The following is a 26,821-nucleotide window of genomic DNA, read 5'->3' as shown; positions in this document are numbered from 1 at the left end:
CCTTGCGAGTGACATGCCGGAAGCAACCGTTCACATCGTCGACGACGATCCGGCTGTGCGCAGCGCGCTGACGCGTCTGTGCAGGTCGGCCGGTCTCGCGGCGGTCGCCCATCGGGATCCGACCACGCTGCCGATCGCCCGGACGCGCGAAGCGTCGGAATGCATCCTGCTGGACGTGCGCCTCACCGAGCAGAACGGTCTGACGGTCCAGGAGACCTTGCGCGATGCCGGCTGCACCGTGCCGATCATCTTCCTCACCGGATACGGGACCATCCCCATGACCGTGCGGGCGATGCGCGGAGGAGCGGTCGAGTTCCTGACCAAGCCGGTCGGCGACGGCGTGCTGCTCGAGGCCATCCATCGCGCGCTGGAGATGGACGCCGCCGCCCTGCGGGCCGGCCGCCTTCAAGACGCGTTGTCCAGGCGCCTCGCAGCGCTGACGGCGCGGGAAGGCGATGTGCTGCGATGTGCGATCGGCGGCTTGATGAACAAGCAGATCGCCGCCGAACTCGGGATCACGGAGATCACCGCCAAGGTCCACAAGCGCCGCATGATGGAGAAGATGCAGGCCCGCTCGCTCGCGGACCTCGTGCTGATGGCGCATCACCTCGGGATCGAGGCGACGCGGCAGCGTTGACCAAACCGATCGGTCCCGGCCTTCGCCGAATCCTGCACGGTGAGATCGCCGGACGGGCCGTTCGTCCCTGCCGGTGCCGGCCTGAGCCTCATCGGTTTCGCCCGGAAAGCCCGGCAAGCTGGAGGGCTGTCGCGGCGGCGGCGAGCGACACGCCCAGGCCCGAGACCGCAAGCCAGCCGCCCGCCTGCCAAGCGGCGGTGGCCCCCGCCGAGCCGGCCGCGCCGCCGAGGAACATGGCGCCCATCAGGATCGTGTTGAGACGGCCCCGGGCCTCGGGCCGGAGGGCGAAGATCAGGTGCTGGTTCGAGACGAGGGCACTCTGCATGCCGAAGTCGAGCAGGATCACGCCGATCACGATTCCCGCGAGCGCGTTCCAGGCCCCCAGCACGAGCCAGGAGATCAAGGTCACCGCTGCGCCGATCGCCACCACCGCGTGAGGGCCGCGCCGGTCCGCTACGCGGCCCGCGATCGGGGCCGCGAAGATGCCGACCGCGCCGACGATTCCGAACAGGCCCGCCACGTCGGCGCCGAGGCCGAAGCGCGGTTCCTGCAGGCGGAAGGCCAGGATCGTCCAGAACACCGTGAAGGCGGCGAAGATCAGCGCCTGGGTCACGGCTGCGAGACGAAGCGCCGGCAGCTCGCGCCAGAGGTGCGTGAGCGAGCGCATCAGCGCACCGTAGGGCAGGGCCTGGGCGGGTCGGCTCACCGGTAGGCTGACTGCCATCAGCCCTCCGGCTCCCAGGGCCATCGGCACGCCCAGCCAGAACATCGCCCGCCAACCGCCGTGGGTCGCCACGAACCCGGCCAGCGTTCGGCTCAGCAGGATCCCGGTGAGGATCCCGGACAGGACCGTGCCCACGACGGCACCGCGGCGCTCGGGTTCGGCGAGGTGGGCGGCGAGCGGGACGATCTGCTGCGCGACGGTGGCGGACAGGCCGACGAGCAGCGAGGCCACGACGACCAGCGCGGCGTTGGGCGCCAAGGCTGTGAGCAAGAGCGCGACGGCGAGCACCACGAACTGACCGACGATGAGTGCGCGGCGTTCGACGAGGTCGCCCAGCGGGACCAGCAGGAAAAGACCCAACGCGTAGCCGAACTGCGTCGCTGTGGGCACCAGCCCGGTGAGGCCGCCGGGCAGATCCGCCTCCATGATGCTCAGCATCGGCTGATTGTAGTAGATGTTGGCGACCGCGATGCCGGCTGCGCCGGCCATCGCGAACATGAGCCCGCGCCGGAGGAGAGCGGGCTCCCGGGTCTCCAGAGACTCCTGCGTGATCATCGCCATCTCCCATCAAGCCGGGCGCGGGCGCCACCGGGAGGCGGCAGCACGAGCGCACCGGCGGAACGCGTTACCGGGTGCTCAGGCCAAGTCTGGGTCGAGGAAGCGGTGGATCGCCTGGACCACGACAGATCCTTCCCCGACCCCGGACGCGACGCGCTTGACCGAGCCCGCGCGGACGTCCCCGACCGCGTAGATGCCGGGTGTCGTGGTGGCGAAGGGCGACGACAGAGCCTGCCCGGCGGCGTCCCGACCGGTCGATACGAAGCCGCCTGTGTCGAGCGGCAGGCAGCCGCACAACCATGCGGTGTTGGGCGCGGCGCCGATCATCACGAACAGAGCGCCGAGCGCGTGTGCCTGGACGTCACCGGTCTTGGTGTCGCGCCACGAGACACGACGCAGGAACGCGTCGCCGTCGAGGGCGGCCACCTCCGTGAACGGATGCACGGTGATCTTCGGCGACGTGCTGATCCGCCGGACGAGATAGTCCGACATCGTCGCCCGCAAGCCGGGTCCGCGCACCAGGATATGGACGTGGGCGGCGGTGGCGGACAAAAACATCGCCGCCTGCCCGGCGGAGTTGCCGCCGCCGACGACCGCGACCGCCTGCTGCTCGCACAACTGCGCCTCCGTCCCGGTCGCCGCGTAATAGATGCCCTGTCCCTCGAACCTCGCGTAATCCGGCAGGTCGAGCTTGCGGTAGCGCGCCCCCGTCGCGACGACGACCGCCTGGGCACGGACGGACCGCCCGTCCTCCAGGACGATGCTGTAGGGGCGATCCGTGCAGTCGAGACGGCAGGCCGCGCGGGAGATCGCGAGATGGGCGCCGAACTTCTGCGCCTAGATCTGGGCCCGTCCGGCCAGCGCCTGCCCCGAGATGCCGGTCGGGAAGCCCAGGTAATTCTCGATCTTGGAGGATGTGCCGGCCTGCCCCCCGGGGGCCTCCTCCTCGATCACGATGGTCGAGAGGCCTTCCGAGGCCGCGTACACTGCGGCGGCCAAGCCGGCCGGCCCGGCACCCACGACCGCGACGTCGAAGATCCGGCCGTCGTCGAGGGGTTCGGTGAGGCCGATCCGGTCGGCCAGTTCCCAGGTGGAGGGATTCCGCAGAACGAGTGGGCCTGGCGCGACGACCGACGGGAGATCGGACTGCGTGAGTCCGAAGCGTCGCATCATCTCCGCCGCGTCGGCGTCGAGGTCGGTGGCGACGGTCCGATGCGGATAGGCGTTGCGCGTCATGAAGCGCTGGAGGCGCAACGTTTCCGCGCAGTGGCTCGGTCCGATCAGCACCACGCCGCCGTGCTGGTGCCGCACGAAGCCGAGGCGGCGCAGGATGAAGGCCCGCATCACGATCTCGGAGAGGTCCGGCTCGGCTGCCAGCATCCGCCGGAACTCCAGGCGCGGAACCCGGATCAGCCGGGTCTCCATCCGGGCCTGGCTGCTGACAAGGGATGCACGCCCGTTCAGGAAGTTCGTTTCGCCGGCGAACTGTCCTGGATGATGGACCGTGAAGACGTGACGCTCACGGTCCGGACCCTCGTCGAACGTCTCCACCTCGCCATCGAGCACCAAGAAGAAGTCCGCGGCGCGATCGCCCCGCCGGTAGAGGAACGAGCCGGCCGGCACCGTTTCCTCCGTTCCGTACCGGGCGATGCGCGCGATCATGCCCGCGGCGAGGCGCGGAAAGGTCTGGGCCTCCCGGAGGTAGGGATCCGTCTGATCGAGGGGGGAGGACATCGCGGCATCGCCGAGCGTCTGGACCATCGGAGATTTCTCCTCGTTCAGCGGGCTGGTTTCGGGATCGCCCCGTCGCCGGAAACGGAGGACGGACTCGGCGCCCCGGTCGCGACGCTCACGGTCGCGGTCAAGCCTGCGGCGAGCGTCACGTCATCCGGTACGGCGTCGATCGTGACGCGGACCGGGATCCGCTGGGCGAGCCGGACCCATGTGAAGACGGGATTGACCGCGGGCAGGCCGGCGACGCCGGGCGTCGCGTTCGGGTCCATGATGCCGCCGGCCACGCTCTGGACGCGTCCGTCCAGCACCCGGTCCGGGTAGCCCATCAGCACGATCCTGGCGGCGTCGCCGACCCGGATGCGGCGCAGCTGCGTTTCCTCGAAATAGCCCGCGACCCAGTAGCTGTCGGAATTGATGAGCGTCATCGCGGCTTGGCCCGCGATCGCGTAGGTGCCGGCCTGCAGGAGGAGGTTGGTCACGGCGCCGTTGACGGGCGAGCGTACCTCCACGCGCGAGAGGTTGAGCTCGGCGTTCTCCAGATCGGCGACGGCACCTTGATAGGCAGCCTCGGCCGCGTCCGCGTTGCTTTGGAACGTCTGGCGCACCTCGTCGCTGACCGCGAGGTCGTCGAGCTTGTTGCGGCGGTCCGCCTCGGCCCGGGCGTTGGCGACCTGCGCAGCGGCCCGCGCCACGGCGGCCTGCGCGCGCTTGACCGCGATCCGGTAGTCGCGCGGATCGATCCTGAACAACACGTCGCCTTTGCGGACCGGCTGGTTGTCGGTGACGAGGACCTCGGTGACCTGTCCCGATATCTCGGCCGCGACCTGCGCGGTGTAGGCGCGCACGCTGCCGTCGCGGGTCCAGGGCGTGTCGACGTAGTAGGCCCAGGCGAGCCAGGCGAGGAACCCGGCGCCAGCCAGCACCGTCGCCACCGCGAAGAGGCCGAAGACCGACGGGACCGCGGGATGGGGAAGCGGCGTCGGAAGCGGGGTCGGCGGCGGCACCCGTGCCGGCGGTGCCCTGTCCTGTTGGAAACGTGGCATCATTCACAGACGCCCGAGCATGAGGACGAGCCCCGACAGCGTCACGGTGAAGCAAACGAGTTCGATGAGCGGCGCATGCGACCAACGCCGGGTCGCCCGGATCCGGCGCACGGCGATGACGACGCCGCCGGTCACGCACCCGGCGATCAGCACGCAGGGCGCGAAGGGCGCTACGAAAACCCCCAGGATATCGATCTCGCGCAGCGGCATCACGGGGCGGCCCTCCAGATCCGTCCGGGGAGCACCACCTCGAAAGCCGCGACCGCGAACGCAATGCCGACGAAGACCGCCAGGCTCTCGTTCAGCGAGCCGCCGAGATCGTATTGCATTGGGTTGGTTGGATCGACCGCAGTCAGGAATGACAGGTTGTAGCCGATCGCAGCTCCGGTCGTCCGCAGATCCGTGACCGCGACCGCACCGACGAAGAGGAAGGGGAACAGAACGACGGCGAGGATCTCGAAGGCGGCCGGCGTACCGAGGAGGTAATACTTCGCGCCGAGCCCTGCGATCTGTCCGACGCCGACGCCCCAGAGATAGGCGCGCGCGTGCCTGTCGGAATCGGGCATCGTCGCAAAGATGATCGACACGACGCCCGCGAAGGCGACGAAGAGGCCGCCGGTGGGCCAGGCGGTCGTGATCCAGATCGCCCAGGCGGCCCCCACGACCAGGAAGGTTCGAAGCGCATTGGCGGCGACCACGTCCGAACTCGGCATCGCGGCGGCTGCGATCGCGGGCGGTGCGCCCTGGCCGATCTCCGCAAGCGCGCTCGCCGCGTAGACGCAGCCGATCCCCAGCGAGATCTCCGCACCGCGCGCCAGGGCCGTCCCGAATACCGACAAGGGCGCATCCGAACTCAGGACGACGATCACGCCCGCCGTCAGGCCACCCAGAGCCGCGCCGTAGGAGGCAAGGCCCGGTAGGCTGCCCCCGATATAGGCGCTGAGCCCGAACCACAGGGCCAGATACACCCCCAAGCTGATCGGCGACTGACCGAAAGCCGCGATCCCGACCACGCCGGCGACGAGCCCCAGCACGGTCCCGATCATCCGCCATGCCCCTTTCCGGGCGACCAGCCCGCGGGTGGGCAAGGCCAGCGACATCACCGTCCAGGCGGCCCAGCGCGGCGTGTCGAGCTGAAGCCACATGGCCAGCCAGAGCGCCGCCAGAGCAGCCAGCGTCGTCCGGATCCCGAACGGTACGCCGGTCGCAGCGAGGCGCCGCAGAACGTGGGTCGCGTGGTCAATCAAGGAATCTGTCATCGTCGAGGGACGCTCCCCGCCGGACCGGCGTCCGGCCAGGCGGTGGGGCTTTCCGGGCCGCGCTGCCCGGCAGTGCGAGGATCAGGCTCCCGGGATCAGAAAGCCCCGCCGGCGCGTCAGCGCCTCGGCCACGGGACGCGGCACCCCCAGGTTGGTCGCCAGCACGTCCGGGGGGTTCGAGCCCAGCCAAGCCGAGAGATCGTTGGCCTGGTAACGCCCGTTGTTGAAGCCGATGAGCACCCGGAGGATGCCGGGCCCCGTGTTCCGGATGTAGTGTCCCGATCCCATCGGGGCGTAGCCGATATCGCCAGCTTCGAAGGTCTCGACGACGACATGGCCTTCAGCCAGGAACACGGCCATCTCGGCCGATCCGTCCAGGTAATATTGCCATTCGTCCGCGTTCGGGTGCCAGTGCAGCTCCCGCATCGCCCCCGGCTCGATCTCAAGCACCGATCCTGCCATCGTGGTCGAGAGCGGGAATTCGTCGACCGTGACGGTGCGCTGGGTGCCGCCTCCCGGGACGCGCCGCGGTTCCTGTGCGTGGAGCGGGTACCGATGCCGCGACGTCAGCTCCGGCCGCGCCCGGGGCGCAGAATCCGGCGACCGGTCGTCCGGCACGGGCCCCAGGGCGAAGTACGCCTCGCCCCGGGGTAAGCCGGCGCAATCCGCGGGTGCGATGCCGAGGTTCTGCGCCAAGGCGGCCTCAGGCGTATGCGCCAGCCAATCCGTGACGCTGAAGGTGTGGTCTTCGGAGAAGTCGCCGCTGTCGAAGATGAGGATAAAGTGGCATTCCTCAGGTCCAAGCCCCTGGATCGAGTGCCCCCAGCCGCGCGGGAAATACCAGACGTCGCCGGGGGCGAACGTGTCGATCGCCGAGCCGCCGTCGGGGTTCAGGATCGTGGTGCGGCAGGACCCCGAGACGACGTAGGCCCATTCGGCAGCGTTGGCGTGCCAGTGCATCTCCCGCATCCCGCCGGGCGCGAGCCGCATGGATACGCCGGCAATGCCCTGACTTGCGGGAAACTGTTTCACCGAGGCGCCGCGGGTGACGCCTCCGGGTCCAAGGCGAGGCGGTTGCGTCTCGAGGCGGTAGCGGAACGACAGATCCGTGCTGGTCACCGTACAACCCTCGTTGCAAGAGAAACGTGACGTCCCGCGGGGCGCTCCGGGCGATGCGCCGCGTCACATCCGGAAGCGGTGGAACGGTTGCGCGGTGCCGGGGGGAAACCCCACCCCACAGCGCCGCGCGCCAACGTTCCGGTTCGGAATCCGCTGATCGTGTTCCTGATCTGAAAGCGGTCGAACTCAGTAATACCTTGGGATCGGACCATCCTGAGGTGTGGTGTCACCGTCGAGATCGATCATAACCGCGTCGACATAACACCAGCCCCAACCTTCCGGAGGGTCGTATCCCTCGATGATGGGATGCGCGGTCGCGTGAAAATGGGCTGTCGCGTGACGCATGGGCGACTGATCACAGCAGCCCACATGACCGCAGGTTCGACAGATCCGCAGGTGAAACCACGCGCTGCCGATCCGGAGGCAGTCCTCACAGCCACGCGCACTCGGCGTCACCGTCTGAATGTCTGCACCGTGCCTGCAAACTGGCGCCACCCGGCTTCTCCATGCTTGACCGACGGCATCCGGATTGTGCGGGAGGAGCGCGACCCGGACGCAGCCTCACTCAAGAGACAGCGATCCCGCCCGAGCATCTTGTCGAAAGCTGCGGCCATTTGGACGATCGGATCGGTTCCACCGACATCGGCACGCGATCAGCCGGCCATGGCTGGCGGGCGCCGTGATACGAATGTTCCAAAAAGATAAGATCCATCAATATTCGCGAAGCTGTCTGCTCCATCCCTGCAGCATCCACCTGCACGTCGCCCCGGATTGCCTGCGGCGCCCAGGTGGCCCGAATCCGTCGCCGGGATACGGCGATCTTCAGGGATCATGGACGATGAAGTCACTTCTCCTCGGTGCCACCATGCTGGTCGGGCTGCTGATCGCCTCGGCCAATCCGAGCTTTGCGGCCGGTGACGGCTTGGATCGGGATGCGGCCGCGCAGGGCAACGGCCGTTTCGCCGGCATGCACCGCGGCGCTCGGATCACCTCACGGTACGGGGTGATGCGTCCGCGTCGCCATCATCGTCGCTGAGGCGTCCGGACAACTCAGCTCACCGCGCGGCGCGACCGGGGCCGGCGGCTTCCGGCCTCGGGTTCTGGGAGCTGGAGGCTGCGGGCCTGCGCATCGGACGCCGCGCGCCCCTGACCGCCGCCGCTCCGGATGCCCGTGAAGCCCACGCCCGTCTCCCGCCCGAGGACCCTGATGGCCAAGGTCAAGATCCGCGCCTACACCAATCCTGCCGGCGGCTGGGGCGCGCTGGAGGCGACCGGCAAGGCCCTTGTCGAGCAGGATATTCCGGTGCGGGGAGCGGCGACGCTGCTGCGCATGAACCAGCCGACGGGATTCGATTGCCCGGGCTGCGCCTGGCCCGATCCCAAGAAGCCGGGCCCGTTCGAGTTCTGCGAGAACGGCGCCAAGGCCATGGCCTGGGAAGCGACCGCCAAGCGGTGCACCCCGGACTTCTTCGCCGCCCACACGGTCTCCGAACTGGAGACGTGGAGCGACTACGATCTGGAGATGGTCGGTCGCATCACGCATCCGATGCGCTACGAGGCGGCCAGCGACAGGTATGTCCCGGTCGCCTGGGATGAGGCCTTCGCGCGGATCGGGACGATCCTGCGCGAGGATATCGAGCCGGATCAGGCCGAGTTCTACACATCGGGTCGCGCCTCCAACGAGGCCGCCTTCCTGTTCCAGCTCCTTGGCCGGGCTTACGGGACCAACAATTTCCCCGACTGCTCGAACATGTGCCACGAGGCGACGAGTGTCGGCCTCCCGCAGAGCATCGGCGTCGGCAAGGGCACGGTGCTGCTGGAGGATTTCGACCGCGCCGACGCCATCCTGATCTTCGGCCAGAATCCGGGCACCAACAGCCCGCGGATGATGACGAGCCTGCGCGACGCGGCGCGGCGCAACGCGGCCATCCTGAGCTTCAACCCGTTCCCGGAACGAGCCCTGGAGCGTTTTCAGGCGCCCCAGAACCCCGTCGAGATGGCATCGCTGACGTCGACGCCGATCTCGTCGCGCATCTTCCAGGTCCGGGTCGGAGGCGACGCGGCGGCCCTCAAGGGCATCATGAAGGCCTGCATCGCGATGGACGATGCCGCCATCGCCGCCGACGAGGGGCGCGTGCTCGATGTGGACTTCATCGCCGGCCACACGAACGGCTTCGAAGCCCTCGCGGCCGACCTCCGGTCCACATCCTGGGCGGCGATCGAGCGCCGCTCCGGTCTCACCCGCGCGGATCTCGAATCCGCGGCGCGGACCTACGTGGCGGCCGAGAACGCCATCCTGGTCTGGGGCATGGGGATCACCCAGCATCGGCGCGGCACCGAGAACGTCCGCCTGATCAGCAACCTCGCGCTCCTACGCGGCAATGTCGGGCGGCCGGGCGCCGGCCTGTGCCCGGTGCGCGGACATTCCAACGTCCAGGGCAACCGGACCGTCGGCATCACCGAGAAACCGACGCCGGAAATGCTCGACCGGATTCGGGACGCCTTCGGCTTCGAGCCGCCCCGGGCGCATGGCCACGACGTGGTCGCGGCGCTGGGCGCGATGGTGCAGGGCCAGGCGCGGGCCTTCATCGCGCTCGGCGGAAATTTCGCCGCCGCCGTCCCCGACACCGAAAGCGTCCAGCAGGCGATGCGAACGCTCGACCTGACGGTGGCGATCAACACCAAGCTCAACCGGGGACAACTCGTCCACGGCCGTGAAGCCTACATCCTCCCCTGCCTCGCCCGCAGCGAAGTCGACCATCAGGCGACGGGGCCCCAGTCGATCACCGTCGAAGACTCGATGTCGATGGTGCACGCCTCGGCCGGCCGCAACAGGCCCGCCTCCGAGCACCTGATGAGCGAGACCGCGATCGTGGCCGGCATCGCCCGGGCGACGCTCGGCCCGGACTCGGCCGTTCCCTGGGAGGACTTCGCCGCGGATTACGACCGTATCCGCGACGCGATCGAGCGTGTGTTCCCGATCTTCCAGGGTTTCAACGCGCGGATCCGCGTGCCCGGCGGCTTCCATCTCACCTCGCTGGCGCGTGAGCGGATCTGGGCCACGCCGTCCGGCCGGGCCGAGTTCGCGGTCTTCGAGGGCCTCGAGGAGGATGCCCTCATGAGCGACCCCGGGGCGCTCTGGCTCACCACGATGCGCAGCCACGATCAGTACAACACGACACTCTACAGTCTGTCCGACCGGTATCGCGGCGTCTTCGGCGGCCGCATGGTGGTCTTCCTCAGCGAGTCCGAGATGGCCCGGCAGGGCGTCCGGGCCGGGGACCGGGTGGCGCTCGACACGATCGCTGACGACGGGGTCGCCCGCTCGGTGGAGAGCTTCCAGGTCGTGCCCTACCGGCTGCCCGACGGCTGCGTCGGCGCCTACTACCCCGAGGCCAACCCCCTGGTCCCGCTCGGCCTGCACGATCCGCAGAGCCACACCCCCTCCTTCAAGGCGATTCCCGTCCGGATGCGCCGCCTCGAGACGGGAGCCGCCTGACCATGGACGCCCTCACGCTCTCCCGGATCCAGTTCGCCTTCACGATCGGCTTCCACATCCTGTGGCCGGCCTTCACGATCGGCATCGCCTCGTTCGTCGCGTTCCTGAGCTTCCGGTGGTGGCGGACGGACAATCCGGTCTACGGCGCGCTGATGCGGTTCTGGATCCGCATCTTCGCGCTGGGTTTCGGCATGGGGGTCGTGACCGGGCTGGTGCTCTCCTACCAGATCGGGACCAACTGGAGCGGGTTCTCCCGGGCCGTCAGCAACGTGCTCGGTCCGTTCTTCATGTACGAGGTCATGACCGCCTTCTTCCTGGAGGCGGGCTTCATCGGCATCGTCATCTTCGGCGAGAACCGGGTCGGGCGCGGCGCGCATTTTTTCGCCTGCCTGATGGTCGCCACCGGGACCCTGTTCAGCGCCAGCTGGATCCTGGCCTCCAACAGCTGGATGCAGACCCCGGCCGGCTACACGCTCGACGCCGACGGCCTGTTCCACGTGGCCGACTGGTGGGCGGCGTTCTTCAACCCGTCCTTTCCCTATCGCTTCCTGCACATGGTCTGCGCCAGCTACATCACGGGCAGCTTCGTGGTCGCGGGTGTCTCGGCCTATCATCTCTGGCGGCGGCAGCATGTCGAGGTTGCCCGCAAGGGCTTCTCGCTGGCGATGGGCGCGGCCCTCGTGCTCGTCCCGCTTCAGCTCGTCATCGGCGATGCGCATGGACGCAACACGATGCGCCACCAGCCGACGAAGCTCGCCGCAATGGAGGGCCTCTGGGATTCCGGCTCGGGCGTGCCGGCGACGCTGATCGCGTGGCCCGACATGGCGGCTGAGCGCAACCGCTTCGAGATCGCCATCCCGCACGTCGCGAGCCTCTACCTGACGCATAGCTGGAACGGTTACGTGCAGGGCCTCAAGGCCGTCCCGGCCGCCGAGCGGCCCTATGTGCCGCTGGTGTTCTTCGCCTTCCGCATCATGGTCGGCATCGGCATCGTGCTGCTGATCCTGGCGATCATCGGCGGCGTGCTCCGCTGGCGCGGCCGCCTGTTCACCACCCGCTGGTTCCAGCTCGCGGCCATGGCGGCGACCCCGCTGGGCTTCATCGCGGTGATCGCCGGCTGGACCGTGACCGAGACCGGGCGGCAGCCCTATGTCGTCTACGGGCATCTGCGCACAGCCGACGCCGTGGCGCCGCTGGCGCCGGGCGCCGTACTGACCTCGCTGCTGATGTTCGCCCTGGTCTACAACCTGCTGCTCCTGGCCTTCTTCTGGTACGGCGCGCGCGTTGTCATCCGCGGACCGGCCGCGATCACGGGCATGCACCCGAACGCGGTGCGCCCCGGCCTCGAGCAGGCCGGAACGGCGGTCCTGGGCCGGGGGCGCGCCCTCACCACGCCGATCACGGCCGGGGAATGACGATGGACCTGCCCCTGATCTTCGCGCTCGTCTCAGCCTTCGCCATCGCGATCTACGTTCTGGCCGACGGCTTCGACCTCGGCATCGGCATCCTGTTCCTGCTCGCTCCGCGCGATCGGCATCGGGACCTGATGATGCAGAGCATCGCGCCGATGTGGGACGGCAACGAAACCTGGCTCGTGCTCGGCGGCGCCCTTCTCTGGGCCGCCTTCCCGGTCGCCTATTACGTGCTGCTTCCAGCCTTCTACCTGCCGATCATGGCGATGCTGTTCGCCCTGATCCTGCGCGGCATCGCCTTCGAGTTCCGGTTCCAGGCGACGCGTTTCCGGCGCGTCTGGGACTTCGCGTTCGCGGGTGGCTCCCTCCTCGCCGCGCTGGCGCAGGGCATCGTCCTGGGCGGCTTCATCGGCGGCGTTCCGATGCACGATGGCGCCTTCTCGGGAACCGCCTTCAATGCTTTCAGCCTGCTGGGGCTGCTCTGCGGCGCGGGTCTCGTCGGCGGTTATGCGTTGCTCGGCGCCGGCTGGCTGATCTGGCGCACCGAGGGTGCGGTTCAGGTCTTCGGCCGGGAGGTCGGACGCGCCGCCCTGATCCTCACGGCCAGCATGATGACCCTCGTGAGTGCCTGGACGGCCCTCACGGTTCCCGAAGTCGCGCAGCGGTGGTTTGCAGGGCCGCAGGTGCTGCCGCTGGCGCTCTTTCCGCTGGCGGCCGCCGGCGTCTCGGTGCTGATCGGGCGCAGCCTGTGGAGCCGGCGCGAGACCCGCGTTTTTCAACTGACGATCATGTTGTTCCTCCTCGGCTTCGCGGGTCTGGTGGTCAGCCTCTGGCCATACGTCGTCCCGCGCCACGCCACGATCTGGAGCGCCGCGTCCGACGACGCGACCCTGCGCTTCGTCGGGGTCGGTGTGCTGATCGTCGTGCCGGTCATCATGGCCTATCTCGGCCACGCCTACTGGGTCTTCCGCGGGAAGACGGTGCTGGAGGCGCACGGGACCGAGGAGGCTCGGCCAGCGGCTCCGCCCGTAGGCCGACGCGCCACCGCGTCCGAGACCGCCCTGCACCTGTGCTGATGCTGGCCCCCGGCGCCGCCGCAGCCGAATCCTCACGGACCGCATCGCCCTGGCCCTCGCAGCTCCGATCGACGGCTCGGGCGGTGGAGGGCGATGCTCCGGTCCCGGGCGCCACGGCGGTCGAGAGCGCAGCCGCCGCAGCGCGGATTTCTGGCCGATATTGTTCGCGACCGGTGCCGGCGCAAAATTGCGCCAGCCGGCATAGGTGACGATGGTGCGAAGATTGATCGCTGCGCAGAGTTCCACACTCTATACGGCGCCCGCCATGTACATCTACATGAGTCGCCACGGCAGACCGCTGCGTCGCGGCAGCGTCGATGACCGGTTCGACCGCCCCGGCTCGATCGCGGCCATCGCACGGGTCTGACGTCAGGAGGTCGTAGCGACGACATGCAAGCGCCGCAGCTCATCGTTCAACCGGACCACGGCGTCGAGCCGGTCGTCGCGCTGATGCGGAGCGCCGAGCGGGAAATCCTGCTCAAGCAATTCACCTTCGACCATCCCCTGCTGATCGACGCGGTTCTGGCTCGCCACGCCGAGGGCGTCGCGGTGCGCGTCCTCCTCAACCCGGCCAAGGGCACCGGCGAACGCATCAACGACGGGACCTTCGCGCGCCTGGAGGAGGCCGGCATCCCCGTGCGTTGGACGTCGCCGCGCTTCCTTGTCACGCACGAGAAGTCCCTGGTCGTGGACGGCGCGCGCGCCATGGTGGCGACGTTCAACTTCATGGAGAAGTACTTCACCAAGACCCGGGATTACGCCGTCGTCCTGTCCGATCCCGGTCAGGTCGCCGGCATCCGGGCCTGCTTCGAGGGCGATTGGAGCGGCGAGGCGTTCGCGCCCGACGGCGGCTCCGACCTGTCCTGGAGCCCCGGGGGCGCCAGGGCGATCCTGTGCGACCTGCTCGACGGCGCCGAGCGCAGCATCGATCTCGCCCACCCGAAATTCGCCGAGCCGGTGATCTTCGAGCGGATCCACGCCGCCCTGAAGCGCGGGGTGCGTGTCCGCCTGTTGTGTGGCGGCAAGCACGGGCTGCACCAGCCCGACCTGATGTACTCTTTCGCCCTGTGGCGCCTGTACCGCGCGGCCGGCGGCCGGCTTCACAAGCAGCGGGGGCTGCGCAGCCACGGCAAGATCGCGATCATCGACGGGGCGCGGGTCTATCTCGGCACCCAGAACCTCGATCAGGCCGCCTTCGACCTGCGGCGCGAGCTCGGCGTTGTTGTCCGAGACGCCGCGACCGTCGGCGCGATCGCGGCGATCTTCGAGGCGGATTGGCGTGGCTCGCGGCGGTACGAGCCCCCTTATCCGATCGCCGCGGCCGACGCGGAGGAGAATGCGGAGTTCGAGCCGGATGCCGACCTCCGACACAGCTGAGCCCGTCCCGGCCCGAACCGCCGTGGCGCCCGGACTTCCGGAGCTGTTCTGGCTGTTCAACCGGCTGACGCTGGTCAGCTTCGGCGGCGGTCTCACGGCCTGGGCGCGCAAGCTGATCGTCGAGGACAAGCGCTGGCTCGACGACGCCGAGTTCCTCAGCGCCTACGCGCTGGCCCGGGTGCTGCCCGGGGCCAACCAGGCGAACTTCGCGATCTATGTCGGCCACCGCTTCCGCGGCGTGCCTGGAGCGGCGGCCGCCCTGCTCGGCCTGACGCTCGTGCCGTTCGGCATCGTGCTGGGCCTCGCCTGGGCCTACTTCCGGAGCGGCGCGGTCCCGGCGGTTCAGGATATCCTGCGCGGGGTCACCGCCGCCGCAGTCGGGCTCGCCCTGGCGGCAGGCCTGAAGGCCGGCGAGGGCTTCGCGCGGCGGCCCGCGGCGCTCGCCATCATCGCCCTGGCCTTCTTGGGCTCGATCGTTCTGCACCTCCCGCTCCTCGCCGTCCTGGCGATCCTGGCACCCCCGGCCTTCCTGGTGGCGTGGCGGCATCCGCGCCGGCGCGGAGACGCGGAGACCGAGCGGTGAGACCCGGCGCTCTCGTCGCGCTCGCGACCTTCTTCAGCACGATGTCGATCCTGTCGATCGGCGGCAGCAACAGCGTCGTGCCGGAGATGGCGCGTCATGCGGTCGGGGAGGCGCACTGGCTCACCGGCGGCGCGTTCTCCGACCTCTTCGCGATCTCGCAGGCCGCGCCCGGGCCGAGCAACCTGATCGTCGCGATGATCGGCTACAAGGTCGCCGGCCTCGCCGGGGCGGTCGTCGCCCAGGCCGCCATGATGCTTCCGGCCGCGGTGCTGATGATCGTCGTGGCGCGGATCTGGCAGGCGTCCTCGGGGGCCGCTTGGCATATCGCCCTGGAGGCGGCGCTCGGGCCGATCGCGGTCGGGCTGATCCTGGCAAGCGGGTGGACGGTCGCGGAGGGGGCCGGCTTGTCGTCTCGCGGGTACAGCGCCGCGGCGATCTTCACCCTGCTGTTCTGGCGCACCAATCTCAATCCGCTCCCGATCTTGGCCATCGCGGGCTTTCTGGGCTGGATGCGCGCGATCTGAGTCCTTTGGCCGGCGGCAGGCGGAGAACGGCGGATCAGTGGACGAGGTCTGCCGGGAGATGGGCGTGTCCGATCCGACGCTTTATCGCGGGACGAATCAGTTCGTCGGCATAGGCGTGCTGGCGATCCGCTGGCGCAAGCACTTGGAGGACGAGAACGGCAAGCTCAAGCGGCTGGTTGTTCCGTGGTATCTCGCTGAAACCCACCGGAGGCGATCGGTCTTTCTGCTCCGCCTGCCACTGCGCGCGCCCAATGGAAGCCGACGATGTCACTCCCAAGGACGCGGCGCGAAGTGCAGCCGGGTCGATGACAGGGACGGATGCATCGCTGGAAGCACGCCGGGTCCGGCGCAGCGTTACAATTTCGATGCTGGCCATGGGCGGGAGGCCGTGGCATGGCCAAGCCGGTGATTGATCATCCCGTCTGCCCCCCTCCCGCGCAGCCTGCCAGCCTGGGTTGGTCCAGCTTCTTCGAGGACCAGCGGGGGGACGACGAGGCCGATCTCGCCCCCATGCGGATCGCCACGGTCCACCGCTCCCGCATGACCGCCCTGGCTCTCACCGGACCGGTCAAGCTGACGCTTCCGGTTCATACGAACACCGGCGCCTTCGCGGTGGGCGATTGGGTGCTGGTCGATCCGCGGACCCACACCCTGCACCGCCGCCTGGACCGCAGGTCGGTCCTGGAGCGACGCACCGAAGGCGGCAGGATTCCGCAGGTGGCCGCGGCCAACGTCGATACGCTGTTCATCGTCACATCCTGCAACGCGGATTTCAATCCTGCTCGGCTGGAGCGCTATCTGGCTCTCGCCAATCAGGGCGGTGCAAATCCGGTGATCCTTCTGACCAAGGCGGACACGGTGGCCGATGCGCAAACCTACCGGGACCAAGCCGCCGCGTTGCAGCGCGGTCTGGCGGTCGTGATCGTCGATTCCCGTCTCCCGGAGGCTGCAGGCGCCTTATCGCCGTGGTGCGGCGTCGGACAGACCGTTGCACTGGTCGGCTCCTCCGGTGTCGGCAAGTCGACCCTGGTGAACACCCTGACCGGCGTGAACGCGGAGGTCTCCCAGGAGACGGGCAGCATCCGCGAGCACGACGCGAAGGGGCGCCACACCACGACGTCGCGCTCGCTGCACGCCATCGCGGGCGGCGGCTGGGTCATCGACACGCCCGGGATGCGAACGCTTCAGGTCAGCGACGCCGCCGACGGCATCGCGACCTTGTTCGCCGAGATCACCGAACTGGCGCCTTCGTGCCGGTTCCGCGACTGCACGCATGCCCACGAACCCGGTTGCGCAGTGCGGGCCGCCGTCGCCAACGGCCAGCTGGATTCCGATAGGCTGACCCGATGGCGCAAGCTGCTCACCGAGAACCTCGACAACGCCAAGGTGTCCAGCGGGCCGCGCGGCCGTCAGAAGACCGGCCGGTAGGCTGTCGGTCTGCGTCGAAGCGAGCGTCTGAAACAGAGACGGCGAACGCTTTGCCCGACCGATAGGACTTACGGTCCGGTCGGCGGCAGCACGGGCGCCGATCGTGGTACGGCCAGGTCATACGATCGCAGCGCATTGTGCGAGTCTGAAGCGCCTCACAGAATGGCACGATGAAGGCTGGCCGAATGGTAGACCGCTATTCTCGGGTCCTTCCACGGCCTGGCGGTTCGAAGAGTCGATGCGACATGCCGCTGTACGAGCGATGCGGTCGCCGAGGCCTGAAATCCGCTTAACCTACTGCCATCGTTAGACAAAAATCTGGTGCCGGTGGAGAGGATCGAACTCCCGACCTTCGGTTTACAAAACCGCTGCACTACCGCTGTGCTACACCGGCCCACAGTGAGAAACGACGTATCGAGGGATAACCAGGAAGCCTCGGTGTGTGAGAATTTTGTGTGATCGTCAACCCACCGGCCTGTGGCCGAGAGGGGCTTAGGCTGGAAGCAAATTTTTATAGCTTGCTGCCTACTTTAGACAGGAACTTCCCCGGGAGCGGACGATCCAATCAGGTCACTGGCTCGCAGGACAGAAGGGCAATAGGCTCACTTGAGACCACCCTGTCCGTATGAGCCGTCGCATGACCCAAGACGAGGAAGAGGGTTCGGATTGGCGTTCGGAAGCCACTCGTGCTCCGGACGATGCGACGATCAAGATCGCACAGGAACGGGCTCGGGAACCGGGCCGTGGTCATTCTGCAGAGAGACCCACCGATATCCCACCTGCCGGATGGAAGGATGTTCTTCAGCGGGTGTTTTGGGCGATCCCTAGGGACAGGGTGCTGTCGACCGCTGGTGGCGTCGCTTTCTTCAGCCTTTTGTCGACGTTCCCCGGCATCGCCACGGTCGTCTCACTCTACAGCTTGTTCTCAGATCCGAGCGTCATTGGAGAGCACCTCAGCCTGCTGAGAGGCGTGCTACCAGATGGTGTTCTCAATCTGATTTCCGACCAGCTCCAACATGTTGCTAAGCAGGGAGCAGGGACCCTGGGTACAGCCTCACTGCTGAGCTTCCTGATCGCCTTTTGGAGTGCGAACTCAGGTGTAGCCGCCCTCTTTGATGCCCTGAACGTTATTTACAGAGAAAAAGAAAAGCGCAATTTGGTGCGGGTCTATCTAACGACGTTTCTTTTCACGATCACCGGAGCCCTTGTCACCGTTGCCACGATCGCTGTGGTCGTGGGACTGCCGATCTTCCTCGGCCGTATTGGATTGGGCGAGCGGACGGATGCGTTGCTACGGTTCATACGCTGGCCAGTTCTCGTCATTCTCGTGAGCGCCGGCCTCTCACTGGTTTACCGATACGGTCCGAGTCGGCGAGAGGCAAAGTGGAGGTGGGTGAGCTTGGGAAGCTCTGCCGCTGCCTTAGGATGGGTTGGCACTTCAGTCGTGTTCACTCTGTATGTAGCCACCTTTGACAGCTACAATCGAATCTACGGTAGTCTAGGTGCCGGAATTGGATTTATGACGTGGATCTGGCTTTCGATTGTGATCGTTCTTCTTGGTGCTGAACTGAACTCCGAGATGGAAAGACAGACAGCCAGAGACAGCACGATTGGCCAACCGAAACCCCTGGGATCTCGAAAGGCTTTTGCCGCCGATACGGTTGGACGTCCGTAAGCCGGTAGCGAAAGTGCAGGATCAAATAGCAATACCGTCGAGCCACATAATCGACGAAGCGGATTGAGGCTCCTTGCCGGACAGCTTTGGACCACTATCAAAACAGATTTGAGCTGCCCGACTTAATTGGCCTATGTAGCTTTTCGTGCCTTCTCATTGTCAGCAGCAGGTCAACGTGGACCATCGGAAGTGGCTCAGCGCCCAAGCTGGCATAGGTTGTTCTAATGCTCGCTGCGAAGGCCAAACGTGTTCCCTCGGACAGAGCGGAGGTAAGAGAGATTCCAGACTGCTGCATGGCTCGTTCCCCATTCGTTCCTGCCTTTGGATGGGATGAAATGGTTAATGAATGATTAATGACCAGATTGACTCGATTGACCGTTAGGCCTGCGTGAACCCGGGTGGTACGCCGCTCGTGCGACTAAGATAGGTGGTCAAAGAACAGGCGAGCTAATTGGTGATACGCACTGAAGCAAGGGCGGCACTGAATAGCTGCTGCATTGCCTGATTGATATCGCCGTTTGTCGCAACCGGAAAATAGAGCCCGTCAGTTGCGCAGCTTTTGAGCATCGGACCAATATTGTTTTCAAATGGCTTCACGTTTTGGTTGTAGAAATCGTCGCTATACAATGGAAGATACTGCGTGTAAATAATTCCGATTTTGATGTTGCTGTTTTTCATTGTCTGACAGGTAGACGGACTGATGGCGCTGATAAAGCGATTGTTGTTGATTTTATATCCGGAACTCTGATTGCTCATCGTTCCGTCAATTGGGGTGTCTTGAACCCCATCAGTGACGAAGAACAAGAAGCGTATAGGAGTAGCGGCGGTAACGCCGTTGCCACTTGCAGGAATCTGACTCGTCATTTTGGAAATCGCACGCTCGTAGGCTGTTTGACTATCCCTCTGATCTTGATATGAATATGCCAAATCAATCTGGCTAGAGGCGGACTTCACTAGATCCAGAGATGGGGTCAGTGACATAAGCTTTGTTTGGAAGTCGCTAAAAGTCCACATCTCCATTCTGAACTGCTGAGTTAAGTTCATGCTGGACTTCGCGGAGTCTACTAAGTTAGAAACAGCATCACGTAGCACTTGTATTCTAAGCTTAATGTTGTTTCTTTTTGCGATATTGTAATTGTCGTTATTGTTCTCAGTTCCGTTGCTGTTTAAAAGGTGACATGCAAAAGCGCAGCCATTAGCGACTCTTTGCATATTTGATATGTCGGCTGCTGTGGCTGCAAGCCCCATTGAGGGTGAATTATCCAGCAGTAAGTAGAAGTCGATATATTGAGCGACGTTGCGAACGCTTCCGGACTGTCCAGAGATGTTCATCGTCACGACGTTCATCATGCTACCTAGTGTCGTTTTGACCGTTGCTGTATAATTGGCAGTGATACCAACCTGAGTTGCGCCCGGCAGCGGCGTTGGAGTAAATGAAGTTATTGTTACACCCGGCAGCTTGGCCGCATCCGCCATAAATTGAGTTCTTGCGCTAGATAACATGTCGCTCGTGAGCGTGTTTGTTTTCTGCGTTATGACGCCTAAAACTGCAGAATCGACTGCGGCGTCAAGTTGAGCTTTCGCAGCGTTACGACGTCCATAATCTACCGCTGCACCTGCTGCGAAAAGCATCGGCATACTGAGCAACGCAAAAAGGATTGCTATCTGGCCATTTTGATCCTGCTTAAAGCTACGAAAAACGTTGTTTTGAAGCAAATTGAATGTCCATTTCATGTGATGCCAAAGACGGTTTAATAGGTCGGACACTTAGAGCCCCCTGGCATGACGACTTCGCCCTTATCGAGACGTTGCGCCCATGAGATTTGCCGATTGAAGACAAGGCCCCTTGAACCAAAAATCATTTGGTAGAGCTTGGAGCCAATTATTGGGACGTAGGCTACTGTCACTTCAGCTAGAACATACCTGGCGCCGTCATATTGAAATGTGGCTGGAGTATTTGGCAGTCCGCTGTTGCCGTTGATTGTGAGAACAGGGCGAGCATTCAGGGGATAACTTGAGCAAACTCCACCAAACAGCGCACCAGATATCTTTTCGACACCCATTGAATGAATGGCAATTTGCAAATTGATAGTTGGATAGGGGCGCATGATTGGACCAGCGGCATTTATTATTGCATCCATGTCAGCTGTGCTGGGATTGCCGTTGGTGGCACGACCCGAAAGGTCTGCAATTGTTCGTGCATAGAGCGTGGTCTTCCGGCCAGTATCAATGGCGCGCACCAGTTCAATCAAGCCAAAATACAACGTTATTAGAAGTGGAAGTATTAGGGCGAACTCTAAAGCCGCCACGCCATCTTTTTCTTTTCCAAGCCGATGGATATTGTTTGCAATGATATTCATGGCGAGGCAGTTTAGGAGCTGGATGAGCAGGCAGCGTTCGAGTTGAACGGCTCAACCTGGAAGACGGTGGCTGCTTGTAGTAGGCGACGTCGATTAGGTAGGGTGGCGTAGGCCGCTCCGAGCAGTGGAAAATAGACAGGCACGTCTACTGCTGCTTGGACCACGATCACGTCGCTTGCTCGTGCACAGCTGTATGATGGGAAACTTGCGTTCCAGTCCGAGATACCAGTCTTAGGATTGGTCGATGTTGCTTGCGCCGGCGTTGCTGAACCAAAGCTCGCGGCCTTCGTGATGCTGATACGGACGTTAGAGCACGGGAACACCGTGATGCGTGCTCGACCTCCCGGGTAGCACATGGCGGTCCGGAAATTGTTGAGCAGGGTCGTTGAGTCCGTGACGTTGGCGTTCGCCGTTTGAAACTGGCCTGTGTAAATCTGACGTCCAGCATCGACTACGGCTTGCTGAAGGATGCCCTGAGCAAAGTAGGTCACACCAGCCTCAAGAATTGCTCCCGAGAGAGCCAAAAAGGGAACGGCCACGAGGGCGAACTCGACCGCCGAGGATCCACCGCGGTTACGGGACAGCTCACGGGAAGCCCTACCAAACGGGTCTAGAACAGACCGAAGGGTGGTCAGTGCCACCCCATTGCCTATCCGTGTCGTGAGCGGGAGCCGTTTCCACATTCTGTGCACGTCATGTGAATTTCGATCCCCTCACCGGGAATCGCTTTTTCTAACGGCACCACATTGGCGGAATATGTATTGCTAATTGGTTGCTATTAATGTCGACGTTGTCTTTCCAGGAGGGAAAAACAGCGAAAAAACAGACGTTGAAATAAGTACCACCGCCTAAATAGGCGGTTTCTTTGGGTCTTTATCAATGATTCACCTTACGCCACGTTCAGCCTCCATAGACGCTTGCGCCCACTGGGTGGGCAGTCTGAAGGCGCAAGGTGCTTTCACCACCCGCCCCCACACGTTTCTCGAAGCGTCAGTTAGCGCTCAGGCTTGCGAGATGATGCGGACCATCGACGGATTGCGATAGCAGACCGTCCACTTCCCAAGCCTCACCGAGCAGTTCGACAGCGAAACCGCCCACGGCCGGTTTGCCCGTCAGCTCCACGGAGCCATCGCGGAGTATTTCCTCGACCTCAACTGAGAGAGGGCGATGGAAGGGCTCAAGGCAGCCCTTGCTCATGGTCGTAAGGGAGGACGACCCAAGAAACTGTCCGCAGAGGACATCGAGGTCGGTCCGGCTTTGCTTCAGGCTGGGACGATAAGCATCGCTGAAATAGCCAAGCAGCTCGGTGTCAACCGAGACACGTTTGACACCTACTTCCGACGTCCTCGGACTAACGGCCACGCTAGCAAATGACTAATGAACGATATATAGCAATCGATTTATTTATATACCATGCAGGAAGTTATCTATTTGCCGCATATTTCGATGCGGCGTTACGAACAAAATCCAGGCATTCTCTGCGCAAGGCCGAGTTCTGAATGTTGCAAAATATATCAAGTATTTCTGAAAGTTCAGTCATGGTAGAGATAATCAAGTTTTCATGCGCCGAGCCGCCCCCAGGCAGGAATGCATCTTCGGAGATCTCAAGCATCCGTGCTATCAACTACAATTTGTTTCGACTGGCATACTCTGACATCAAAAATCTCCACATTTCTTGATGTAGATTAGATTTCTACGAATACGGTCCGGAAGAGAAGATTTCTCTTACAGCTCATTGGCCGGAGAAATGCAACTGTGGCAGCCGTCACCGAACCGCATTCGGAGATGCTGCACGACTCAGATAAAAAGGACGACTGAAACTATTCGTCCACCGAGCGAGTTCCCAGGTTGAACTCAGGGGTGGGGGGATAAATGAATTCATTATTAGGCGTAGAGCCAGCTCTAACAGCAGCTGGGTTTGTTGGTATCTGGAACACCAACGTCACAGCCGGACGATCTTTGCTCGACGAAGGAGCGGCCGCTCTTTTGGCCGGAAATCCAAGCCTCGCCGGTGAACAGCTTCCTATGGAAGTGGCTCTTGGACGGATCCACGCTGACGACAAAGGGTGGGTGTTCGAACGCATCCGTCGTGTGAGGCAGACGGGAGGCTCGTTCTCGGCTGAATTCCGAGTAGTGACCGACACAGGGGTTCGTTGGGTTCTTAACCGTGGGACCCTCGTGCCGGATGAGTCCGGGAGGATGCAGGGCCAAGGTGCCTACATCGATACCACCGACGCTCACTCTGACGTTTTCATCTCGGCCAGCTTACTCAACCAAGAGGTTGAGGATCCGCTGATCGCTGCTGCTGACCGCTGCCTTGAGATGCACTCGACCCTGAAGCGGGGTGATTACCCCGATCTCCGTCGTCTTACAGAGATGCTCCTGGTTGGATTTGGACGATCGCTAGCACTGCGTCGCTCCTGATGGACGAACTCAAGATCCATCAGGGACCGCTCCCTGCCGGGCCACGACCGAGTTGATGAAATCGAGGCAGATGCGCCGGTCACTCGAATCTTTGATGCGATCGAACGACTCCAGAAGCTCTCGGATCTCAAGGGCCTTGGATGGCAAGCCTTCATCAATGTAAAAGGCAGCTGGCTCCGTTCCAAGTGCATCAGCGATGCTTTTAAGGATACGGCTATTTTCGAAATCATTTCTACTCATCAGGATGCTCCACGTCGCACCAAAGATTGCAGAGCATCAATTCAGAATTGTTTCCGCTGCTTTTCCAGAGCGAGCGATGCCGATAGCGATATGGCTCAGGCCGCTGAAAAGCAAATTTTCTAGAACACCATCCTTGTAGATCTTGTTGAGTCGGTATGCTTTGAGCATAGCGTCTGAAATTTCCTCCAAAGTTTGATCAATCGATGCATCTGCTTCAAGTGTTTGATTGGTTGTCGCAAGAAACTTTCGAACTTGCAGAAGAATTGTAGCTTGGCGACCCAGGGCTTTGAGAGCCTCGACTTGGTCGTAGGTGAGACCGTGAGGATGTGGTTTGGTATCAACAACGCAGAGCGTGCCTATGCCGTATGTTGAATCAAGGCGAAGAGGTACCCCAGCATAAAACCGCAATGATCGGGCTCCAGTAACAAGCGTATTATCTGAAGTTCGGACATCTTTAGTCAAATCGTTGATAATCAGTATGTTTTCTTCGCCGATGGTATGAGCACAAACAGATTGTTCTACCGGTGTTTCCAGCACATCGTTTCCAACGGCTGACTTAAACCACTGTCTGTCATCGGAGACTAAAGTTACGTTTGCGACTGGAGTGCCGCATATCAAGCGGGCTATGGCAGCTAAATCATCGTATGACTGCTCTGGCTTAGTGTCGAGTATATTCAACGAGTTGAGTTCTTCGAGTCGATGTGGGTCTAAAATGATAGACCATGGAATTCCAGCCATATCGGGTCACGTTCCTCAATCAGTCGGGGAGCTTTGCGGCCCCTGTGACCGAACTTCTGGTTGAGAACAAGGCGATGCTGATGCAGGTGTAAATCGGTAGCGATTGCCGTCGCTGATGAAGAGAGCGAACTGCACACAGCTGACTTGCCAGGACGCTGATCCGGCTAGCTTGACCGAAGGAACCTTCAATCAGTGAACCGTCCTGCCAATCCGTTCGCCTCGGCTTGGGTTTGTACTGGTCCCCAGACGGACGCCCAACCAGCCGGAACTTCGTAACGATCGTACCTATTCCGTTGCTTTCACAACTTGCATGTCCGATTTCCAGACAGAGAAACAACTCTAAGTTAAGATTTCTGCAACCTAAGAGCGATAATCGAAGTTGTCGGGGAAAGCCTTCCTTCTCTGTAGCACGAGAAGGCAATAAGGAATTTCGCGCAGAGCGATCAGCTGCATCCATAAAGAGATCGCTGAATCCGTCCGATTGGGGTGAGGCTTGAGAGTTCGTTCTTGTATGGTTGAAGACGGATTTCACCGATTTGCGTCACTGGTTACTCACGTCTCAGGGCTAACACCTGTAACTCGCCGAGATAGACGTCTCCATCACCAGGCACGATCGACTCTAGCTTGGCAGTAAGCGGTTGGAGATCGGCGTTTCTGGCTGGTCTAGCTGAGCAGGTCCAACGATGGAACGTTGCCCCGTAACCGGAGCCGGTTCGGAAGCACGGATCCTGGGTGACGAAAGCGGCGTAAAATCGTGAAGAAGAAAGAGATCTTCATCTTTCAAAGCTTCCAGAGGCAGAAATTCGTCCGGATATTCCACTCCAGTAGAAAATTCTCCACCTGGGGGAGAATTTCGACGATTTCTCGGCGGAAGAGCCTTCCTTATATGAGGAAAAGAAGAAGCAAAGAAACTAACCCGTATCACGAAACGCCCGGCGAACGTCTGTCGTCTAGGTAATATTCAAGCATAAAGTATAAGAATGATTTTTGTCGAGGATTACATCTTTAGACGACAGATACTTACGCAATATCTCTGACGATTTTTTTCTCATCCACATCAACGCTGAGAACGGCAAGAAGTTCCCTCTACCGAGGGTTCGTGCAGACTCATGAGCTTACGAGATTTACATTGAACAATCAGATTACCGACGAATTTGATTTCATCGACGGCGAAGATTACGTGAACGATGAACGCATGTTGGGCCTTAAATGGGACGTTGACCCAGCGCTATTGGAAAAACTCAACCTAACCAACGATAAGTATGGGGTCATGCGATCGATCATCGCAGAATTAATCGTAGCCTCCGAAACTGATCAAGCAATTGCCTATTCTAGACGACGGCCTTTCTACACAGGAAGGCAGCGGTATCACGGACGTGGTTTTACGTATGCACGGATCATCAAGGCAGTAAACATTCTTACAAAAGCAGGATATGTTCATAACTGGATTGCTCCAGCTCGTTCTCCGAAAAAAGGTCGAAAAGGCACTCAGTCAACGATCTATGCAATGCCCAAGTTAATTGATGCATGTCAAGGCTATGCAGTTAGGCCTGTCCAACATGAATGCATCTGGCAGCGTGACGAAGACGGGAACTGGATCCATTATTTCGATACTTCGAACACTAATGAGATGCGAGATGAATTGCGGGCAATCAATGATGTCATGAGAAAAATTAAGATCGATGTAGCGATGGTTGGTGTCAGAAGGACAGAAAATCATATAATTATTCCGCACAAATCTAGTAAGACTAAAGAACTGACAGAAATTGCCATACCTTATACTGAACCTCAACTACGCCGTGTGTTCTGTCGATCTTCTTTCGAGCTTGGCGGTAGACTTTACGGTCCTTGGCAGAATATGCCCAAATATGCACGAGGACTTCTGACTATCAATGGCGAACCTACAGCAGAACCGGACTTCTCGTCGCTGCATCCAAAGATTGCCTATGCCTTCGCAGGATACTTTCTTGATAAAGATTATGACATCTACGAGCGAAGAGGATCGTCAGAGAGAAAGTCCTACAAGCTTGCGCTGATCATATGTATGAATGCTCGTAATCCTGATGGAGCTAAACATGCAATTAAAAAGAAGCTCAAATGCTCCCTCAAAGAAGCAACGAGTATTTACAACGAGGCAATAGAGCATAACCATCTCATTAAGGAATTCATAGCAGCAGATAAAGGAGTCGAATTTCAAAAGATAGACAGTGAGCTGGCTTTGCAAGTAATCAAGTCCTGTCAGAAGAACGATATACCAATCCTTCCAGTGCATGACTCATTTATTGTAATTACCCACCCCCTTGCGCGGGTTGGGTTTCGCTGATTCCCTCGTGGGATGGTTCGTACCGATCTTGAGCGGCTGAGCCGCGAGGAGTTGATCGAACTGGTGCTGCGGCTGCAGCGTCCGGATA

24 protein-coding genes, 1 tRNA gene and 3 pseudogenes are annotated in these 26,821 nt (G+C 62.4%); 14 read left to right on the top strand and 14 right to left on the bottom strand.

The features are described from left to right. The first annotated feature begins 13 nt into the window (after nt 1–13). On the top strand, nt 14–637 hold the full coding sequence (locus FV242_RS16350; protein WP_147939658.1) for a response regulator transcription factor: 624 nt from the start codon (nt 14–16) through the stop codon (nt 635–637). Nucleotides 638–725: 88 nt separating this feature from the next. Here FV242_RS16350 and FV242_RS16345 read toward each other — a convergent pair whose 3' ends face one another. The 7 genes and pseudogenes from FV242_RS16345 to FV242_RS16315 form a co-directional block, all read right to left on the bottom strand. After that, a complete protein-coding gene (locus FV242_RS16345; protein WP_246692733.1) occupies nt 726–1,916 on the bottom strand; it encodes an MFS transporter in 1,191 nt (396 codons plus the stop codon). An 81-nt stretch (nt 1,917–1,997) separates the two neighbouring features. Beyond that, a pseudogene (locus FV242_RS16340) lies at nt 1,998–3,581 on the bottom strand (FAD-dependent oxidoreductase). A 116-nt stretch (nt 3,582–3,697) separates the two neighbouring features. After that, nucleotides 3,698–4,699, bottom strand: a complete 1,002-nt coding sequence (locus tag FV242_RS16335) for an HlyD family secretion protein (protein ID WP_147939657.1) — start codon at nt 4,697–4,699, stop codon at nt 3,698–3,700. Beyond that, complete coding sequence (locus FV242_RS16330) at nt 4,700–4,906, bottom strand: DUF1656 domain-containing protein (RefSeq protein WP_147939656.1); 207 nt, start codon at nt 4,904–4,906, stop codon at nt 4,700–4,702. It abuts the gene before it with no gap. Further along, nucleotides 4,906–5,955: an FUSC family protein gene (locus tag FV242_RS16325; RefSeq protein WP_147939655.1), complete on the bottom strand. Its 1,050-nt coding sequence runs from the start codon at nt 5,953–5,955 to the stop codon at nt 4,906–4,908. Before FV242_RS16325 ends, FV242_RS16330 begins: the two co-directional genes overlap by 1 nt. 81 nt (nt 5,956–6,036) lie before the next feature. Then, nucleotides 6,037–7,074, bottom strand: a complete 1,038-nt coding sequence (locus FV242_RS16320) for a cupin domain-containing protein (protein ID WP_147939654.1) — start codon at nt 7,072–7,074, stop codon at nt 6,037–6,039. Nucleotides 7,075–7,260: 186 nt separating this feature from the next. Further along, complete coding sequence (locus FV242_RS16315) at nt 7,261–7,569, bottom strand: UBP-type zinc finger domain-containing protein (protein WP_147939653.1); 309 nt, start codon at nt 7,567–7,569, stop codon at nt 7,261–7,263. A gap of 343 nt (nt 7,570–7,912) precedes the next feature. On the opposite strand from FV242_RS16315, the gene FV242_RS16310 reads away from it, so the two are divergent. The 9 genes and pseudogenes from FV242_RS16310 to rsgA all read left to right on the top strand — a co-directional run bounded on the left by FV242_RS16310 (nt 7,913) and on the right by rsgA (nt 16,973). Continuing rightward, complete coding sequence (locus tag FV242_RS16310) at nt 7,913–8,110, top strand: hypothetical protein (RefSeq protein WP_147939652.1); 198 nt, start codon at nt 7,913–7,915, stop codon at nt 8,108–8,110. A gap of 171 nt (nt 8,111–8,281) precedes the next feature. Beyond that, on the top strand, nt 8,282–10,573 hold the full coding sequence (locus tag FV242_RS16305) for an FdhF/YdeP family oxidoreductase (RefSeq protein ID WP_147939651.1): 2,292 nt from the start codon (nt 8,282–8,284) through the stop codon (nt 10,571–10,573). A gap of 2 nt (nt 10,574–10,575) precedes the next feature. Continuing rightward, complete coding sequence (locus FV242_RS16300; RefSeq protein WP_147939650.1) at nt 10,576–11,988, top strand: cytochrome ubiquinol oxidase subunit I; 1,413 nt, start codon at nt 10,576–10,578, stop codon at nt 11,986–11,988. A gap of 2 nt (nt 11,989–11,990) precedes the next feature. After that, entirely contained in the window at nt 11,991–13,061 is a 1,071-nt protein-coding gene (gene cydB, locus FV242_RS16295) for a cytochrome d ubiquinol oxidase subunit II (protein ID WP_246692732.1), read from the top strand. Nucleotides 13,062–13,451: 390 nt separating this feature from the next. Further along, a complete protein-coding gene (locus FV242_RS16290) occupies nt 13,452–14,438 on the top strand; it encodes a phosphatidylserine/phosphatidylglycerophosphate/cardiolipin synthase family protein (protein ID WP_147939648.1) in 987 nt (328 codons plus the stop codon). Then, the gene (locus FV242_RS16285) at nt 14,416–15,021 is read left to right on the top strand and encodes a chromate transporter (protein WP_147939647.1); all 606 of its coding nucleotides are present in this window, start codon (nt 14,416–14,418) and stop codon (nt 15,019–15,021) included. Before FV242_RS16290 ends, FV242_RS16285 begins: the two co-directional genes overlap by 23 nt. Continuing rightward, nucleotides 15,018–15,545, top strand: a complete 528-nt coding sequence (locus FV242_RS16280; RefSeq protein WP_210248936.1) for a chromate transporter — start codon at nt 15,018–15,020, stop codon at nt 15,543–15,545. The genes FV242_RS16285 and FV242_RS16280 overlap by 4 nt, the downstream gene beginning before the upstream one ends. Next, nucleotides 15,490–15,723 (top strand): annotated as a pseudogene (locus FV242_RS16275) (transposase); the annotation flags it as partial. The gene FV242_RS16280 and the pseudogene FV242_RS16275, both read left to right, overlap by 56 nt. Before the next feature lie 215 nt (nt 15,724–15,938). Continuing rightward, nucleotides 15,939–16,973: a ribosome small subunit-dependent GTPase A gene (rsgA, locus tag FV242_RS16270; protein WP_147939646.1), complete on the top strand. Its 1,035-nt coding sequence runs from the start codon at nt 15,939–15,941 to the stop codon at nt 16,971–16,973. Nucleotides 16,974–17,292: 319 nt separating this feature from the next. Here rsgA and FV242_RS16265 read toward each other — a convergent pair. Further along, nucleotides 17,293–17,367, bottom strand: a tRNA-Thr gene (locus FV242_RS16265). A 243-nt stretch (nt 17,368–17,610) separates the two neighbouring features. Between FV242_RS16265 and FV242_RS16260 the strand changes: the two genes are divergently transcribed. Further along, complete coding sequence (locus FV242_RS16260; RefSeq protein ID WP_147939645.1) at nt 17,611–18,648, top strand: YihY/virulence factor BrkB family protein; 1,038 nt, start codon at nt 17,611–17,613, stop codon at nt 18,646–18,648. Between the two features lie 447 nt (nt 18,649–19,095). On the opposite strand, the gene FV242_RS16255 is transcribed toward FV242_RS16260, so the two are convergent. The 3 genes from FV242_RS16255 to FV242_RS16245 are packed head-to-tail and all read right to left on the bottom strand — an operon-like array spanning nt 19,096 to nt 21,649. Continuing rightward, nucleotides 19,096–20,382 (bottom strand): TadE/TadG family type IV pilus assembly protein, encoded by a 1,287-nt coding sequence (locus FV242_RS16255; protein WP_147939644.1) that lies wholly within the window; start codon nt 20,380–20,382, stop codon nt 19,096–19,098. A 17-nt stretch (nt 20,383–20,399) separates the two neighbouring features. After that, the gene (locus tag FV242_RS16250; protein WP_147939643.1) at nt 20,400–21,008 is read right to left on the bottom strand and encodes a TadE/TadG family type IV pilus assembly protein; all 609 of its coding nucleotides are present in this window, start codon (nt 21,006–21,008) and stop codon (nt 20,400–20,402) included. 11 nt (nt 21,009–21,019) lie between these two features. After that, a complete protein-coding gene (locus FV242_RS16245) occupies nt 21,020–21,649 on the bottom strand; it encodes a TadE/TadG family type IV pilus assembly protein (RefSeq protein ID WP_246692731.1) in 630 nt (209 codons plus the stop codon). A 370-nt stretch (nt 21,650–22,019) separates the two neighbouring features. On the opposite strand from FV242_RS16245, the pseudogene FV242_RS16240 reads away from it, so the two are divergent. Then, nucleotides 22,020–22,382 (top strand): annotated as a pseudogene (locus tag FV242_RS16240) (recombinase family protein); the annotation flags it as partial. Between the two features lie 49 nt (nt 22,383–22,431). Here FV242_RS16240 and FV242_RS16235 read toward each other — a convergent pair. Further along, nucleotides 22,432–22,620, bottom strand: coding sequence for a hypothetical protein (locus FV242_RS16235; protein ID WP_147939641.1), 189 nt, complete (start codon nt 22,618–22,620; stop codon nt 22,432–22,434). Nucleotides 22,621–22,880: 260 nt separating this feature from the next. Between FV242_RS16235 and FV242_RS16230 the strand changes: the two genes are divergently transcribed. Further along, nucleotides 22,881–23,432, top strand: coding sequence for a PAS domain-containing protein (locus FV242_RS16230; protein ID WP_147939640.1), 552 nt, complete (start codon nt 22,881–22,883; stop codon nt 23,430–23,432). A gap of 9 nt (nt 23,433–23,441) precedes the next feature. On the opposite strand, the gene FV242_RS16225 is transcribed toward FV242_RS16230, so the two are convergent. Beyond that, on the bottom strand, nt 23,442–23,672 hold the full coding sequence (locus FV242_RS16225) for a hypothetical protein (RefSeq protein WP_147939639.1): 231 nt from the start codon (nt 23,670–23,672) through the stop codon (nt 23,442–23,444). Nucleotides 23,673–23,708: 36 nt separating this feature from the next. Next, nucleotides 23,709–24,410 (bottom strand): GAF domain-containing protein, encoded by a 702-nt coding sequence (locus tag FV242_RS16220; RefSeq protein WP_147939638.1) that lies wholly within the window; start codon nt 24,408–24,410, stop codon nt 23,709–23,711. Nucleotides 24,411–25,539: 1,129 nt separating this feature from the next. Here FV242_RS16220 and FV242_RS16215 point away from each other — a divergent pair. Beyond that, entirely contained in the window at nt 25,540–26,733 is a 1,194-nt protein-coding gene (locus FV242_RS16215) for a hypothetical protein (protein ID WP_147939637.1), read from the top strand. The last annotated feature ends 88 nt before the right edge of the window (nt 26,734–26,821 follow it).

The organism is Methylobacterium sp. WL64 (genome assembly GCF_008039945.1).
Taxonomy (GTDB): Bacteria; Pseudomonadota; Alphaproteobacteria; order Rhizobiales; family Beijerinckiaceae; genus Methylobacterium.
The sequence above is the reverse complement of the archived record's forward strand: the minus strand, read 5'-3'. Positions and strand labels throughout refer to the sequence as shown.